Source organism: Maridesulfovibrio sp., assembly GCF_965230075.1.
Taxonomy (GTDB): Bacteria; Desulfobacterota; Desulfovibrionia; order Desulfovibrionales; family Desulfovibrionaceae; genus Maridesulfovibrio.
Genome location: NZ_OZ245945.1, coordinates 1766815 through 1782495, shown reverse-complemented (window position 1 = coordinate 1782495; position 15681 = coordinate 1766815). Strand labels below are relative to the sequence as shown.

The following is a 15681-nucleotide window of genomic DNA, read 5'->3' as shown; positions in this document are numbered from 1 at the left end:
TAGTTGCCCACTCCTATCTCATTTCTCGAACCTGTTGAGCATAAAATTCACCATACATTTTATTTTTAAAGTTGTTGGTAATTTTCAATTTTAAACCCATCATCTTTTGCTGATCCTTAATCCGACCATTTAGCTGCTCAAAATAAGATGATTTTCTTATCGCTTCACTTTTATACGAATACTCCAAAGCAGAAAGAATCCCCTGAGAAGCAGAAGTTAAAATTCCAATTCCTGGAACATCACCACCTACACCATCAATAATAGAATTAAAAGATGTCATAAGACTTTTTATAGCTTTCATTGACTCGTTAGAGGATTGAGCATCTTTATATTCACTATACACTTTAGCATAAGATTTAAGGTCTTTCCCGATTGGAGTCCATCCTATTTCAGAAACTAAACTACTAACAGCTGTTCCTATTTCAGACTTATGTTTTTTGCCTAAAGAATCAGTCAGTATAACAGCTCCTTTAGTTTTCATATATAATATGTTGCCCGCTGACTGTATCGACATTTTAAGATTTCTATCATTCGTTAACTTAGCGAGACCTTCTGACACTGTCACCATCTGTTCTAAGGCTAAATTTGAATCATTATCTTTAAGACTATTAATAGCTTTAACAAGACCAAGACCAACAGTTAAAATACCTTCAATTTTTTGAGCTCCTGCGACATCATGAATCCCCGCAACTGAAGCAACTTTCTCAGCAGCTGCAATATCCTTTTCGTTTTTTGGGGCGTCACTTGCTAATATTTTTCCAAGCTCTGTAACTTCAACAATACTTTCAGAAATCTTATTAAACCCAGTACTACTTAGAACAGGAAGGCTGCTTAAGGCTTTCTGAGTAGAACTGAGAATATCTGAGGTGGTCTTCAAAAGAGCAGCTTGATCTTCTAACATTGCTTTATCAATAGCATTAGCTTCAAAAGAAAATGAATCATTTTTCAATTTCTCCATAGAAGCGCCATGATTCTTTAATAAATTCTTTATCCACACAGGCAGAGTATTTGGGTTTGCCTTTTTTAAAACACCAATAATAGTATTTCCATCACTCAATTTTAAATTATCAAACTGACTATCCCGATAAAAGGACAACAAAGAATTCTTAATTAAGCTAGCCAGCACTTTATCATCTGTAACTTTACTATTCTCGAGCAGAGCAAGATTCTTTTTGGTTTTTGAAGACATGAATCTACTGATATCATTAAAATCATACGGCTTAAAATTTAAAATCTTATCAGCAAATTCACGTGCCTCAGACTGACTAAGTCCATAGTCGGTTAGAACATTAGTGACATCATTTGCCATCTCGTTTTTGATCACGCCATTATCCAACAGATCCTGTATCAAACCACCATCCGCTTTAACTTTTATTACCTCTTTTTGGACTGGAGTAAGCTTGGGTTTAGAAGGAATATTTCCCCCCACATAAGCCGAATTATCATCAGCATCCTTCACAGGATCTTTCTTACCTGACTGGGGGGTGGAGGTGGAAGAACCAACATCGCTATTGGCATTTGAGTCTGATGGATGAGTCACATAAGTATTCAAAGTTACGACATGATTTGGCTCAAATAATTCATTATATGAAACATCCCGAAACCCATCGAGTTCACTCCATAAATGTAAATTATCGTATCCGTAGAAAGCCCCACCGTTAGTACTAATATCAACTCCATTGAAACCAATTGTATCCGCATCAAAATTTAAATTTAACCTTCCAGAAGTCGATTTTATATCAATTCTACGTCCATTCTCAACCAATAAACCAATAGCAACGTTAGGTCCGGTTTCTCGTAGACTACCAAGTATCATCAGCCCCGTGGCTAAAGTTAATGTCGCATCGCCACCGCTTGTTTTTTCAATAGAATCCATGACCTCCAAAGTTCCGTCCACCCCACCAGACGTACGAATTGTAACGTTAATTCCTTTATTTAAGTACTTTTCTACTTGAGAACTTTTAATTATCACTCCTATGGAATCTGCAATATTATCGTTTTCCAGTAAACTAGGGGAACCAAAGCTATATGGATAATTCCACCTATTACGTCTCCCAAAAGCTTTATTATAAGCTCTTGTACTTAGAATTGTTACAGACAAAGGATCAAACAAAACAGTCCCCTGCTCCCCACTCACGGAATCAGCAAACACATCCAACCCATTAATATCCAGAAATTTAGCCCCGGAGACCTCAATGAAGCCACCGTCTCCTCTATTGGCTGAAGACGAAATATCCCCATAAGCAAACATATTGTTATCCGCCCAGAGAACTATCTTACCGCCATCTCCGTCAACAAGAGAATCGGACTTGATAACAACAGAATCCATCATGGCGACATTTGTGGCTGTATCAAACTCATAAAGCTCGCGACTGATACCAAGACGCCTGTAGGTATCATCTGAAGCCCTGCCACCCAGATAGTCACCGCCGATCAGAACGGTTCCGCCATCTCCATAACCGGAAGCATCAATCAGGGCATTTTCGAGCCAGATGTAATCCCCCATGAGATGCACGCGCCCGCCGATCAGGCCTGTTGCATCAATGTCTCCTGAGAGTTCAACTTTCCTGGCTTCGATATCTACAAATCCAGCCTGATCATTCTCTGTCTCACCGGAAACATCGAGCTTTCCCTTGATGATGACCTCGGTATCCTGATTCCTTTCACCGCCAAAAATGATGCGTCCATTACGGCGTTCAACAGTCTTCGCTTCGACTACTCCGGTATTACTAACAACACCTTTAACAATCTTGCTGAGCTGCTGGGCCTTGAGCAGGACGACTCCGCCGTCTGCCTTGATATGACCGTCGTTGTAGACTCCTGTTTCTTTGAGGAGGTTGCCTTCTGTATCGTAAAACTCACTAAGTGTTTCTTCGGATACGGCAAAGTTGATCAAGTTGTCGCCGTATCCGTCGAACTGAAATTTTTCTCCAGACGCGAGTGCTACACGGGAATAACGTCCGGCAATGATCCCTTCGTTACGCACAACCGGCGCAACCAGAGCAGCAAAGCCGCAATCAGCCACATTTATTTGCCCTCTATTGATGATATGAGCTCCGGCAGTTCCGGGAATATTGAAATCCATATTCCCTTTCATGAAATCATCGTTGAGGATATCGCTGGTGGTGGCCATGAAGCCAGAGGTATCGATTCTGGCACTGTCCCCGAAAACAAACCCATCGGGATTGACCAAATAGACCTGCCCGTTAGCCTTGAGGTTACCAAGTATCTCTGAAGGTGCTCCGCTCCTGATCCTGTTCAGAACTGCGGAAGTAGCTGAAGGCTGATTGAAAATGACAGACTCATGCTTGCCTATATCAAAAGACTTCCAATTGATTATAGCCCGATCAGAATTCTGCTGGATATTCATTGTATTGCCTGAGCTGCTAATATTTGCATCTCCACCGACAACCTGACCGCCCTGCGGATTAGCCGAAACTGATACGGGAACAATAAGAAGAAGCTGTAAAGTCAGACAAATAAAACACAGAAGAAATGAGCTGGATCTCTTAAGCATATCAACACCCATTAAAATGAATATGTGAAGTTGAAGAAGATATTATCTACGAGATGAACACCCGGTAATTTGACCAATGGTCTGGCCCACTGCACATCCAAATAAATTCGGTCATCACCAAGCATTGAAGGAATTGTCGGATAAAAACGCATTCCGGCCCCAAGTGACGCAAGGTCGGATTCCTTTTCTGTTCCTGCGGCAGGCTTCACATTTTTTACCCAACCCCAATCCATAAAGGCATAAGGCTGAATGGTAATCTTTTCATGGAGTTGGAAGTTCCTGCGAATCTCACCTATGGCTGAACAACCGACTTCACCACTGATTGCTCCGGAATCATAGGCCCGACCAAAACCAGTGCCACCAACGGCAAATTCCTCCCCTGAATAAAGAGGAACTTCAGCCCACTGCGAATCTACAGCGGCATATAAAGAAAACTGATAGGGAAGATTCTGCGTGCGTGACGCATAAAGATTGAATTTAAAAGAATTTGCCGGGACATTACTACGTGAAGAACTTGGAGAAAAATTTGTAGCACCGAAGACATCAAGCCCAGTGGTAATTCCACCCAGAACCTGAGTCATACCTCCAGTTGAATCAATGGCATCCCAGTTGAATCCAGCACGCAGTTTACGCACACGATCTTTACTGTTGGTTTCGGAAAGAATGTAGGAATAACTGTTACGGGATTCGAAATCCAATTCGAAGGAAAGGTTCTTTTCCCGCTGACGGATAATCGGATAGCTCAACCCCAACTTCAAGGTTTCACTTTTACTCTCATAGTCAAAAATTTTGGTAAAATCGTTGTCCAGTTTGTCACTGGCACCATAGGCAAATGAGCCATAAAGACGGGTACCGCTTTCAAGCTGATGCGAGTGCTCATAAAAAATATTTAGATATTCTTGCGCCTGATCAGCCTGCCTGTAAGTAATCCTATCCTGACTCCCTACTCCGGTGAGCCCATTAAAATTAAATGATGCGGTATACTGAACAGGACCAGCTGAATCCGTACCTCGGTTATCGACCTTTGCAGAACCATCTACATATTTCTGCTCAAGCCTAATGGTAAGATTGGCAGCACCGGAATGAGCCTCTGATGCAGATAAAGTCGACGACAGTTTTAAGCCGGGGATATCCCGTAAAATAAGTAATGCCCGTATTACTTTACGAACGTTTGCGGGCCTACTTGATATGATCTCATTCTCAGCATATTCGAGCCGGCCCTGCATCTTCGCAAGCAGCTCTTCGTCCCCTTCATAGTCTACATTATCCACGTAACCTTCAGTAACAATAAGCTTAACGACCGCGTCTTCCTCATCAACATCCTGACGAGGAACGACAACATTTGAAAGGACGTAGCCAGCTTTCCCATATTTTACTGTCAGCTCTTGAGATATTTCAAAAACCTTTTTCGCAGGGATCTTCGTATTAAAAAGATTTTTATAAGGAGCAAGTAGCTCTTCAGTTGTGAAGACAGTATTTCCAGTAATCTCAATCCGATTCAGAAAAATAAACATCCCCTCAACTGAGGGCGGAGCTTTTGTCCCTTTCATCTCAGGAAAGACAAGCTCCGGACTGGATTTAGGCTCAGGGACTTCAAAAACTCTATCCAAATTATCAATACGGTCTCTGGAAGGAATGGGGACAGTTTCAGCATGACTAACCGAAACAATGCAAAACACGCCTAATAGACACAAAAAGAAGAACAACCGACCCTTAACAGACACTGCAACCAACCTATCCCTACAAAATCAATATGAGAACGAAAATTCTTGCAAACAACCTCAGCTAGAGCATCAACGACAAGACTCAACAATAATTAAGTTAACTTAATAAGACTGCATTTCGTTATATCATTAATTAGTATAGCGTCAACTAATTGCATGCATATCTGAACAACATACTGTTTTGATCGCGTTTATTTATCTTTTATTCATAACAAGAAGAACAAGCTACAGAAACGCTGACTTTGAAGCCCTATCCCTAAATGGAGCCTTGTTTGATGCCGACCAGTCTCATTTCCCTCGCAGTCCCTTTTTTCTTCCTACAATTTTGTATTTCAGCTTTGACAATTTCATCAAAATAGCTGCCAAAAATCCGTCTATTTTGTGACAACTCAAAGCTCCTCCAAATCCCTTACTCCACATTCCAAATAAAAAGATTCACCATTCGAAGCAGTTACTCACTACACATAAAATATGGCACGCATTCTGCTAATAAATAATCAAGACGGACAAAAAGAACAGACTAAACAAAATTAAATTTCAGGCAACAGCCATTAAACATACGAGTCGTTCTTCACCCCATCTTTAGAAAAATGTTCTGGACTGATAGGCGAGTGCAGGAAACGGTAGAAACGAACAGCTTAGAAAAGAATTATATACAAAAGCGATTCTGCCTCCCTCCCGCGATTGATCCGGACATTTTTTTATGCCCGATTTTTAATCCCGATTGAGGGATTGCCCTAAGCATATTCTCCTGCTATCGATTCCAGCCATGACACAGGAAAAATTTACTAATCCTTTCAGTATAGTTCTCTTTGAGCCTGAAATTCCACCCAATACCGGAAACATTGCAAGACTCTGTGCCGGAACAGATACCCAGCTTCACCTTATCGAGCCGCTGGGCTTTTCCATTTCCGACAAACACCTCAAACGAGCCGGGCTGGACTATTGGCCCAAAGTGAAACTCTTGGTTTGGAAAAACTGGCAGGAGTACAAAGAGAACGCAAAGCCCCAAAGATTGGTCACCACCAGTGCCAAAAGGGGAACTCATCTTTTCGATTTTAAATTCCTTCCCGGGGACCATCTTGTGCTTGGCCCGGAGACGCGTGGCTTGCCGGAATGGATGTTTGATGAATTCCAACATGCTGTGAACATTCCCACCACTGACAATGTGCGCAGCCTGAACCTTTCCACATCTGCGGGGATCATTCTCTACCAAGCTTTATCCTGTCTGGATGCAGAGGTTTCCTTTAAATAAACACCGTCACTGCACATCAATTTGCACACTGCACTTTCTTGCATAACACTGCGGCAACAGGTATGTTCGCCCTTGAATTTTAATCATCAGCGGAGAATCTATGCGACTTCTTATTACCGGTGGATGCGGTTTTATCGGGACCAACTTTATTTACCTAATGAAAGAACGGCATCCAGACTGGAAACTGTTCAACCTTGATAAGCTGACCTACGCCGGAAACCGCAAGAACCTGCTTGAACTGGAGCAGGATGATGAATCCGGCTACACCTTCCTTCATGGTGACATCTGCGATAAGGAATTTGTAACCTCCGTGCTGCACGACTACAAAATTGATGCTGTGGTCAACTTTGCGGCTGAATCACATGTAGACCGCTCCATCAATGATCCCGCCCCCTTCCTGACCACCAATACCCTTGGTGCTCAAAACATGATGGAATGCGCGCGCAATGCCGGAATTGAAAAATTCGTCCACGTCTCCACTGATGAGGTATACGGCACCCTCAGCCCTAACGATCCGGCCTTCAGCGAAGAGAATCCCCTCGAACCCAACAGTCCCTACTCCGCCTCCAAGGCCGGAGCGGACCTCATGGCCCGGGCTTACTTCGAGACTTACAAATTTCCCGTTTCCATCACCCGTTGCTCCAACAACTACGGTCCCTACCAGTTCCCGGAAAAGCTCATCCCGCTTATGTTTATTAAAGCAACAGCAGGTGAAAGCCTGCCCATTTACGGGGACGGCTCCAACATCAGGGACTGGATCTACGTTGACGACCACTGCACCGGAGTGGAACTGACCCTAGTCAAAGGGCAACCCGGCAAGGCCTATAACTTCGGTGGGGCCGCCGAGAAAACCAACCTTGAGCTGGTCAAAGAACTTCTGACAATTCTTGGAAAAGATGAGTCACTCATAACTTATGTCAAAGACAGGCCCGGACACGACATGCGATATGCCATGGACTATTCACTGGCTGAAAAAGAACTTGGCTTCGCCCCGGCAGTGACCTTTGACGAAGGAATCCGCAAAACCATCGAATGGTACCAGACCAACGGTCAATGGCTTGAAGACGTGCGCAGCGGAGCTTACCGCGAATTCATGGACCAGTGGTACGGAGAACGAAAATGATTGATTTAGCAGGTAAAAAAGCCGTAATCCTCGGCGGACGCACCGGACTTCTTGGACAAAGCCTCACTGAAAAATTGCAGACTCAGGAAGTAATAACTGTTCCCCTGTCCCGCTCCGACTTTGACCCCCTGAACGAGGAATCCCTAACCGCGCTGCTGGAAAGGGAAGAACCGGACTTCATCTTCAACACTGTGGCCTACACCATGGTCGATCTTGCTGAAGACGAAGAAAACAACGCCCACCTGCTGAACACCACCCTGCCCGCCACTCTGGGCAGACTCTGCAAGCAATTCAATATCAAGCTGATCCACTACAGCACTGACTTTGTCTTTGACGGTAAAAAAGACTCACCCTACTCGGAAGAGGACCGCACAAATCCTCAATCCGTATACGGTGAGACCAAACTGGCTGGCGAAGAACGACTAGGCGAGCTTGATTACGATGAGATCCTGATCATCCGCACGGCATGGCTCTTCGGACCGCACAAAACCAATTTTGTACACAAAATCCTGAACTTTGCCAAAGAACGTGAAAGCCTGACTGTTGTGCATGATCAAGCCGGTTCTCCGACCTACACCCCGGACCTTGCTGATTACTCTATTGAGCTGCTCAAGAACGAAGCCAAGGGAATTTTCAATGTAGTCAACTCCGGCAAGGCAAGCTGGTGCGAACTGGCCACCGAGGCCATCAACAGCTGTGCCATCAATTGCCGGGTCGACCCTGTCCCCACATCCGCCTACCCCACCAAGGCCACCAGACCGCCCTACTCAGTCCTAGACACCTCCAAGTTCACCGAGGTAACCGGGACAACCCCGCGCCCGTGGGTACAGGCTCTTAGGGACTATGTTTACAACGACCTGAAAGACCATCAGGAAGATTAATCTTCCCGGCAAAGGAAAAATGAAAAAAATATCCCCTGAACTGCTGCGGGATTCCATTCAGTGTGCCATGACTCTGTTCTGCATCTGGGTGGGATACCGCTTTTATCTTTTCTACCAATGGATGATCGGCAATTCAGACATTGCCGTGACCAAACCAGGAGCAGTTGAAGGCTTCCTGCCCATCAGCGCCCTGCTTTCCCTGAAACAGCTCTTCACCAAGGGCATATTCGATGAAGTCCACCCCGCGGGACTGACCATCTTTATTGCGATTCTGGTCATGAGTTTAATCGTTCGCAAGGGATTCTGCGGTTATCTCTGTCCGGTAGGATTCATCCACAACCTGCTCAACAAAATAGGCCGCAGAATAGGCAAGACCGTCACAATCAAAGGCAAGATTGAATTCGGGATGCTTATGCCCAAATACATTGCCTTAGCCTTTTTCGTGATTGCTATTTTTAAAATGGGCGGGCGTGAACTCGATGCCTTTATCCATTCCCCTTACAATTTCACAGCTGAAGCAAAAATGATGCTCTTCTTTATTGATATGAGCATGACTGCGGCCCTGATTGTCGGGGCTATATTGGTATTGGGTATCTTCATTCCCTATTTCTGGTGCCGCTTCCTCTGCCCTTATGGGGCTTTGCTGGGAATTCTTGCTAAAGTATCCCCCATCGCTATCAAACGGGACGAAGATAAGTGCATCAGCTGCGGGAAGTGCAATAAGGCCTGCCCCGGCGGAATTGAAGTAGACCTGAAGCAGACCATAAATTCAGCAGAATGCGTGGGCTGTACACAATGCATCAACGCCTGTCCCGTGGATGGGTGCCTGAACGTCACCGACCGCTTAAGCAAGGTCAAACTGCCGTGGTATGTAATTGCAGCCGGATCATTGGTGATCCTGTTAGTCTACTACGCAGCGGCCAAGTTCACCAACCACTGGGATTCTCCTTACCCGCTGGAGATGCTCCGCAAATATTACATGATGATGTAGCACTACAGCAATAATTCAAGATGTATAACGGCACCTCACAACCACTATGGTTGAGAGGTGCCGTTTTTTTATTGTTGTGCTATATTGCGCATAACATATATCTACCGAGCAAATCCCAGCACACCGGACTTAACCTGATTCAGGGGACAAGCATGAACCGCAAAACAGTCTTCAAATTACTTTTCACAGCTCTATTTCTTCTCTTTGTATATTGGATTTCAACATATTTTGCAGCTTACACAGATGACGCGTATCTGGAAACAGACATCATCCGCATGGCTCCACGTGTGGAAGGACATATCCAGCTTATACCCGTAAAGGACAACCAACAGGTCAACAAAGGCGATCTACTGGCTGTCATTGACCCTACACCATTTCAAATCAATCTTAGCAGTTCGCAAGCAAGACTGGATCAGTCCAGATCAAAACTGGCGGCACAAAAGAAAAACCTGAATGCGGCAGAAGCAATATTCAAGGAAAGCGAAGCAGCCCTCACACTGGCTAAGACGACAGAACAAAGATTTCGTAAACTAATCAAATCAAGAACCGTCTCACAACAGGCCTACGATGAAAAGCTGGAAGCCTATCGCAAAGCTTTGGACAAGCATAAAGAAGCAGAATCAGAAGTTGATGAAGCTAAAGCTTCCGTAGAGGCCCAGACACATGATGTGCGCCATGCACAGGCCCAATTGATATGGCTGAATTCCAAACCGAACACACCAGACTGTATGCGCCAGTAAACGGCTTTATCACCGCCTTGGACATTAAACCCGGAGATTATGCAAAAGTCGGCCAGCCGATCATGGCTGTAGTGTCAGATGAAGACTGGCGGGTCATTGCCAATTACCGGGAACAACTGGTCCGGCACATCAAACCCGGACAGCATGTAACCGTACATCTGGATAATTATCCATGGAACCTTTTTGATGGCGAAGTTCAAGGCGTTGCCCGCGGAGTTTCACGCAGTCCGGTTACCGGTAAACTGCTGCCTTACGTAGAACCGAAAACAAACTGGATCAGACTGTCCCGCCGCTTTCCCGTACGCATCAAAATCAAGAATCCACATGGAGCAAGACTGCTCAGCGGCTCCGATGCCCGGACTGTTGTTTATTATTGAGGTCAGCAATGCACGCCGCCATAGTCATCAAAGAATTTAGGCAAGGAATTGCCAAGGAACTACAAAGTTTCAACAAAGAACAAGCCCGCTGTGCACTTGGGGCTGCCTCTGCAGCATTGGGGGCAGTACTGATCGCCAACTGGCTTAATCTGGATAAGCCGTATTGGTCCGGAATTTCAGCACTGGTGGTTTCACGCTCCAGCTATGATGCATCCCTAGTCAAAGGTGCGCTACGCATAGCCGGAACTATCGGCGGATGCATACTATCCTTGATTCTACTCGGAACATTTATTGACAATGTCTTTGCTATCCTGTGCATTATCTTTTTTACTTCCATAGCTACGGTAATTGTATCCGATACCAGAGGCTGGGACAGCTATGCATGGGTAATGGCCGGATTTATGATTGTACTGCTTTCCATTGCCGGGCTGGTAATACCGGAATCAATATTCAACTTTGCTTTTTACCGCACTTTTGAAATCAGCCTCGGGACAATCATGGCCATCATCATGAGCGCCATTGTTAATCCCACATCACCGGAATCAGTTAAACCGACCACGAATAGCCCCACTAAAAGTAAAATGTCCCCTGAACAGGAATCAGAATTGGTCAAACAAGCCATAAGCCTCGCCTTGGCTATGGTTTCAGTGCCGCTGATCTGGAAATGGCTGGACCTGCCGGGAGTACTGCAGATCGGAGTAACTTCGCTGATCCTGCTCCAACCTGACCCTATGCAGTCATGGCACAAAGGTATTCTACGTATAATAGGCTGCACAACCGGGGGGAGTATCGGACTCATCCTGCTTGGAAGCCCTGCAGGACATTATCTGATTACGTGGGGTGCACTTTACTGGGTCCTGATCTTTATCTTTTCCTACATCGACCATGGAGACCCGCGATGCTCATACATGGGGTTACAGGGAGGCATAGCCCTCACTTTAACACTCGTGCAGGGTCTTGGACCGGGAACGGAACTCCAACCGCCTATTACCCGTTTATGCGGCATCCTTGCCGCGCTTATTCTCTGGAACATAATTCATGCACTCTTTGAAAAAGACGACCCCACCCAAAAACAGCCAGAATAAGAACATACAGGCTCAGCGCTCTTTTAATTTTACAACCAGAACTTATATTATGAGTAGATATTAATTCCATTTCAAAAAATGGAGGTACATATGTCAGTGAAAACTATCCTGTGGCCAACGGACCTGTCGCGCTACTCACGAGAATCAATAGATGAAGTGGTTTCCCTGTCCACCCTTTACGGGGCTAAGGTTGTGGTGCTCTACTCCACAATTGATCTTTGCTCCTACTTTCCCGCATACGGTAACTACCCTGATCAGGACAGGCTTAACGACTTCCGGGACTGGGAAGTTGAAAAGGCCAGAAAAGCCCTCAATAAACTCTGTGAAGAAGAACTGCGCAGCTGTCCGTTGATTGAGATACGGTTAACTCTGGGTGATCCGGTAACAAACATCATCAAGCATGTGGAAAAGGAAAATGCAGACCTGATTGTCATTTCAAGCCACGGTCTGGGACGCGAGAAGAAAAACTCCGCTCCTGATGTTATTGGAAGTGTTGCAGATCAGGTAATCAAGCAGTCCCCGGTTTCAGTACATGTAATCAAGAACACATAAAAATTAAGCCCGGCTGAGAATTTCTCAACCGGGCTTAACTCATTTCTTACTTTAAGCAGCTTTAGACTTTAGCAGCCTGAAGTTCTTCAACAGTGTATTCCCAGACAGTGTCATGGGGCTCAAGCTTTTCTTCGCTGAAGAAACGGGGCAGCTGGTCGTCGCTCTTGGTGAAGCCGGCCTTGCGGTTGAACTCAAGTTCGTCCTTAAGGGTGTTCACGCCGAGGGCGATGAAATCATCAGCGGTGAATTCGATGCCGTGTGTTGCGGCAACGAGGTCACACATGCACTGAACTGCATCTTCGGTATCCAGAACTGCGAATGCTACGAACAGACAAAGGCCGAGACCGTCAATAGTTGCGGTAGCAATCTGGAGGTTCTTGGAAAGTTCGATCTGGCCTTCCTTGGAAAGGGGATCAACATCACCACCAACCTTGAGGATGTTGGTAGCTACGGCGTAACCGGCAGTGTGGTCACCGCCCATGGGGGTAGTTGCGTAGGTAACGCCAACACCCTTTACGGAGCGAGGATCGTATGCGGGCAGCCCCTGACCTTTAACAGTGGGAATACGGTCTACGCCGAAAGCCTGACCTGCGAAGTCAGCACCGTTACCGATGATGCGGCCCATGGCATCGGAAGAACCGATTTTCTTGAGCAGCTCGATACCTGCTTTACTGTCGCCCCATTCGAGAACACCGCCATCCATTGCAACAGCCATGGTACAACCCATTTCAATGGTATCGATACCTTTTTCGTCACAGATACGGTCCATGGTGGCGATATCGTCAATGTCTTTGATCAGGCAGTTTGCGCCGAAGCCCCAAACGGTTTCGTATTCAAAACCGGAGGTCAGGTAGTTACCGTCTTTGTCATTGTAGCGCTGCGAGCACTGGATAACACAACCAGTATGACAACCTTCTTTGGTCTTACCACCACGGGATTCGATAACTTCAGCGATTTTTTCACCAGAGATCTCTGCAACATCGTCAAAACGACCATAGCGGAAGTTCTTGGTGGGCAGTGCGCCTGCTTCGTTAATGATGTTAACGAGGATAGCGGTACCGAATGCGGGCAGACCTTCGCTGGTTACGGGGTGGCCCATGAGGATTTCGAGCCAACGCTTACGTGCAACCTTGAAAGCATCTTCATTAACAGGCTTGATGCGGCCTTTAGCTTCAGGATCAAGGACAACAGCCTTAACCTTTTTGGAACCCATGACCGCGCCCATGCCGCCACGACCTGCGGAACGTGCAGGATTCAGATGAGGATCGGAAAACTGGATGGTGGATGCAGCGAGACACTGTTCACCGGCAGGTCCTGCCAGAGCGGTAACAGCCTTGTCGCCGTACATTTTTTTGAGTTCTTCGTGTGCAGGATAGTTGTCCATGCCTACGATGGGAGTCGCGTCTTTGAACTCTACACGGTCTGCGCAAATTTCAACAATAGAGAAAGGAGCGTCCATTTCGGGCTTGTCTTCGAAGACAATTGCCAGAATATCAAGACGGGGCAGAACCTGTGCGAACTGACCACCGGAGTTACTTTCTTTGATACCGCCGGTCAGGGGAGACTTGGCACCGCAGGAGAGTCTACCGGAATTGGCAGCACCGGAACCTGCGAGAATACCGGCAGCCCATACGAGCTTGTTTTCTGCGGAAAGAGGATGACAATCGCCGGGAACTTCTGTGTTTACGACTCTGGAAGTAAGGGCGCGTCCGCCGAGACCTGCGTAATCACCGAGTTCTTCAAATTTGAATTCTTTGGTGCGAGTATTAATTCTGAGGATTCTTGGCATAATAACCACCTATAAATTTTGAAAAATTAGTAAAAACAACCTTCGTTCTTAAATAAATCCATCTTGTTAATAAGTGGACCAATTATATACCTGCGCGCATTCTTGTCAAAGATTTTAAATTATATCCCCCGAAGCACATAACTTATTATTATATCTTTTTTGACATATTTAGTTATTTTGTTGCAAAAAAGCATCAACATCTTTGACTACTACATCACCACGACAACATAAAACAATCTCACTACATTAAAATTTCGCCATTAAGTAAAAATTACACAAATAAAATCTACAACATTATAAAATTGCATTTTTTCATCAGAGATTGACGAGATGCTCATCTTAAGAATATTTTCGGCAATAATAATCACTGATCCCACCCAACATTCGTTATGAAGGAAAAATTATGAGCATCGAATCAAAGATAAGGGAAGCCATAGCAGAACCTGAAACTCTGGAACAAATCTATCGAGACAACCCTAAGCACTTTAAAAAGGATTATCAGGAAGCATTTGCTGATCAAAAGGACTCACTCCTGTTTCGCGCATGGCAGGCACGCCTTGAGTACTCCCCCCCTAAAGCCACCACCCTCTCCACTATCGATCTGACCATAATGCTCCTACTCTGCTTTCTGGCCGGAACTCTATTAAAGCTTCCGGATTGGACTAATCGGGATAACTATGAACTGCTCGGCTGGATGGTCTCTGTAATCCCGCTGACAGCCATGTTCCTTTATACCATGCACATGCGCAACTGGCCTCATAAGCTTGCTGTAATCGGACTTGGAGTCAGCGTTGCTCTGGGTTTAATCATATTTTTAATCCCTAAAGGATGGGACGACACCTATGCTTTGGCATGCTTGAACCTGCCACTCCTACTTTGGACTCTTTACGGACTCAGCCGTACGAGTGAGGACTGGCGTTCCACAGAACAACGTATTGAATACCTGCGATTCAGTGGAGAATGGATAATTCATTCCGGATTATTATTTCTTGGAGGGGGGATACTGCTTCTGCTGACCTCCGGTTTGCTGGACATACTGAACCTGAATAAAAGTTGGATAATTGAAGATCTGGCTATATACGGCGCCGCATCTATCCCGCTTGTAGCAGCTTGGGCTACGGACACCTATTCAGCAGCCCGAAAACTGGTTCCCCTGCTAGCCCGAATATTCTCACCGCTACTACTGGTACTCATATTATGCTACATGGGAGCGATGGCTTGGAATACTGCTGAGCTATTTCAGGACCGGGACACCCTGCTCACCTACAACATCCTGCTACTCTGCGTTCTGGCAACGGCCATATTTACCCTGACCGGACGCGGTGAGAAGGAATCCGGGAAATTAACAACAGCTATAATCAGCCTTATGGTTGTGGCAACTGTAATCCTCGATATCTTAGGCATTTGTGCCATCGGCTGGCGAGTGTTTGAATTCGGTCTGACTGCAAACCGTCTAAGTGTCCTTGGCTCCAATCTGGTTACTTTCGGCAACCTTGCAGCTATGGGGCTGGGCTACCTGCGCTACCATTCCGGCAAAGGATCACTGGACGATATTGAAACAAGCCTTGCCCGATATCTGCCATTCTACGCAATATGGACCGGATTCTCGGTCATCATCCTGCCTTGGATTTTCCGCTACTAACAAAA

Annotated in this window: 12 protein-coding genes; 9 read left to right on the top strand and 3 right to left on the bottom strand. The window is 45.7% G+C overall.

Annotation, left to right across the window (positions count from 1 at the left end; translation table 11 throughout):
- Positions 1-13 precede the first annotated feature (13 nt).
- A complete protein-coding gene (locus tag ACO05Z_RS08045) occupies positions 14-3517 on the bottom strand; it encodes a filamentous hemagglutinin N-terminal domain-containing protein (protein ID WP_421901647.1) in 3504 nt (1167 codons plus the stop codon).
- An 11-nt stretch (positions 3518-3528) separates the two neighbouring features.
- Complete coding sequence (locus ACO05Z_RS08040; RefSeq protein WP_421901646.1) at positions 3529-5241, bottom strand: ShlB/FhaC/HecB family hemolysin secretion/activation protein; 1713 nt, start codon at positions 5239-5241, stop codon at positions 3529-3531.
- 769 nt (positions 5242-6010) lie between these two features.
- On the opposite strand from ACO05Z_RS08040, the gene ACO05Z_RS08035 reads away from it, so the two are divergent.
- The 8 genes from ACO05Z_RS08035 (at position 6011) to ACO05Z_RS08000 (ending at position 12245) form a co-directional block, all read left to right on the top strand.
- Positions 6011-6496 carry a tRNA (cytidine(34)-2'-O)-methyltransferase gene (locus ACO05Z_RS08035; protein WP_421901645.1) on the top strand — a complete coding sequence of 162 codons (486 nt, stop codon included), beginning with the start codon at positions 6011-6013 and terminating at the stop codon, positions 6494-6496.
- Positions 6497-6596: 100 nt separating this feature from the next.
- Positions 6597-7619 carry a dTDP-glucose 4,6-dehydratase gene (gene rfbB, locus ACO05Z_RS08030; protein WP_421901644.1) on the top strand — a complete coding sequence of 341 codons (1023 nt, stop codon included), beginning with the start codon at positions 6597-6599 and terminating at the stop codon, positions 7617-7619.
- Positions 7616-8500, top strand: a complete 885-nt coding sequence (gene rfbD / locus ACO05Z_RS08025; protein ID WP_421901643.1) for a dTDP-4-dehydrorhamnose reductase — start codon at positions 7616-7618, stop codon at positions 8498-8500. The genes rfbB and rfbD overlap by 4 nt, the downstream gene beginning before the upstream one ends.
- 19 nt (positions 8501-8519) lie before the next feature.
- Entirely contained in the window at positions 8520-9491 is a 972-nt protein-coding gene (locus tag ACO05Z_RS08020) for a 4Fe-4S binding protein (protein ID WP_421901642.1), read from the top strand.
- A 152-nt stretch (positions 9492-9643) separates the two neighbouring features.
- Positions 9644-10231 (top strand): HlyD family secretion protein, encoded by a 588-nt coding sequence (locus ACO05Z_RS08015; protein WP_421901641.1) that lies wholly within the window; start codon positions 9644-9646, stop codon positions 10229-10231.
- Positions 10186-10608: an HlyD family secretion protein gene (locus tag ACO05Z_RS08010; protein ID WP_421901640.1), complete on the top strand. Its 423-nt coding sequence runs from the start codon at positions 10186-10188 to the stop codon at positions 10606-10608. Before ACO05Z_RS08015 ends, ACO05Z_RS08010 begins: the two co-directional genes overlap by 46 nt.
- 8 nt (positions 10609-10616) lie before the next feature.
- Positions 10617-11693, top strand: coding sequence for an FUSC family protein (locus tag ACO05Z_RS08005; protein WP_421901639.1), 1077 nt, complete (start codon positions 10617-10619; stop codon positions 11691-11693).
- 90 nt (positions 11694-11783) lie between these two features.
- The gene (locus tag ACO05Z_RS08000; RefSeq protein WP_421901638.1) at positions 11784-12245 is read left to right on the top strand and encodes a universal stress protein; all 462 of its coding nucleotides are present in this window, start codon (positions 11784-11786) and stop codon (positions 12243-12245) included.
- A 61-nt stretch (positions 12246-12306) separates the two neighbouring features.
- Here ACO05Z_RS08000 and ACO05Z_RS07995 read toward each other — a convergent pair whose 3' ends face one another.
- The gene (locus ACO05Z_RS07995) at positions 12307-14034 is read right to left on the bottom strand and encodes an aldehyde ferredoxin oxidoreductase family protein (RefSeq protein ID WP_421901637.1); all 1728 of its coding nucleotides are present in this window, start codon (positions 14032-14034) and stop codon (positions 12307-12309) included.
- Positions 14035-14437: 403 nt separating this feature from the next.
- On the opposite strand from ACO05Z_RS07995, the gene ACO05Z_RS07990 reads away from it, so the two are divergent.
- A complete protein-coding gene (locus tag ACO05Z_RS07990; protein WP_421901636.1) occupies positions 14438-15676 on the top strand; it encodes a hypothetical protein in 1239 nt (412 codons plus the stop codon).
- Positions 15677-15681: the final 5 nt, after the last annotated feature.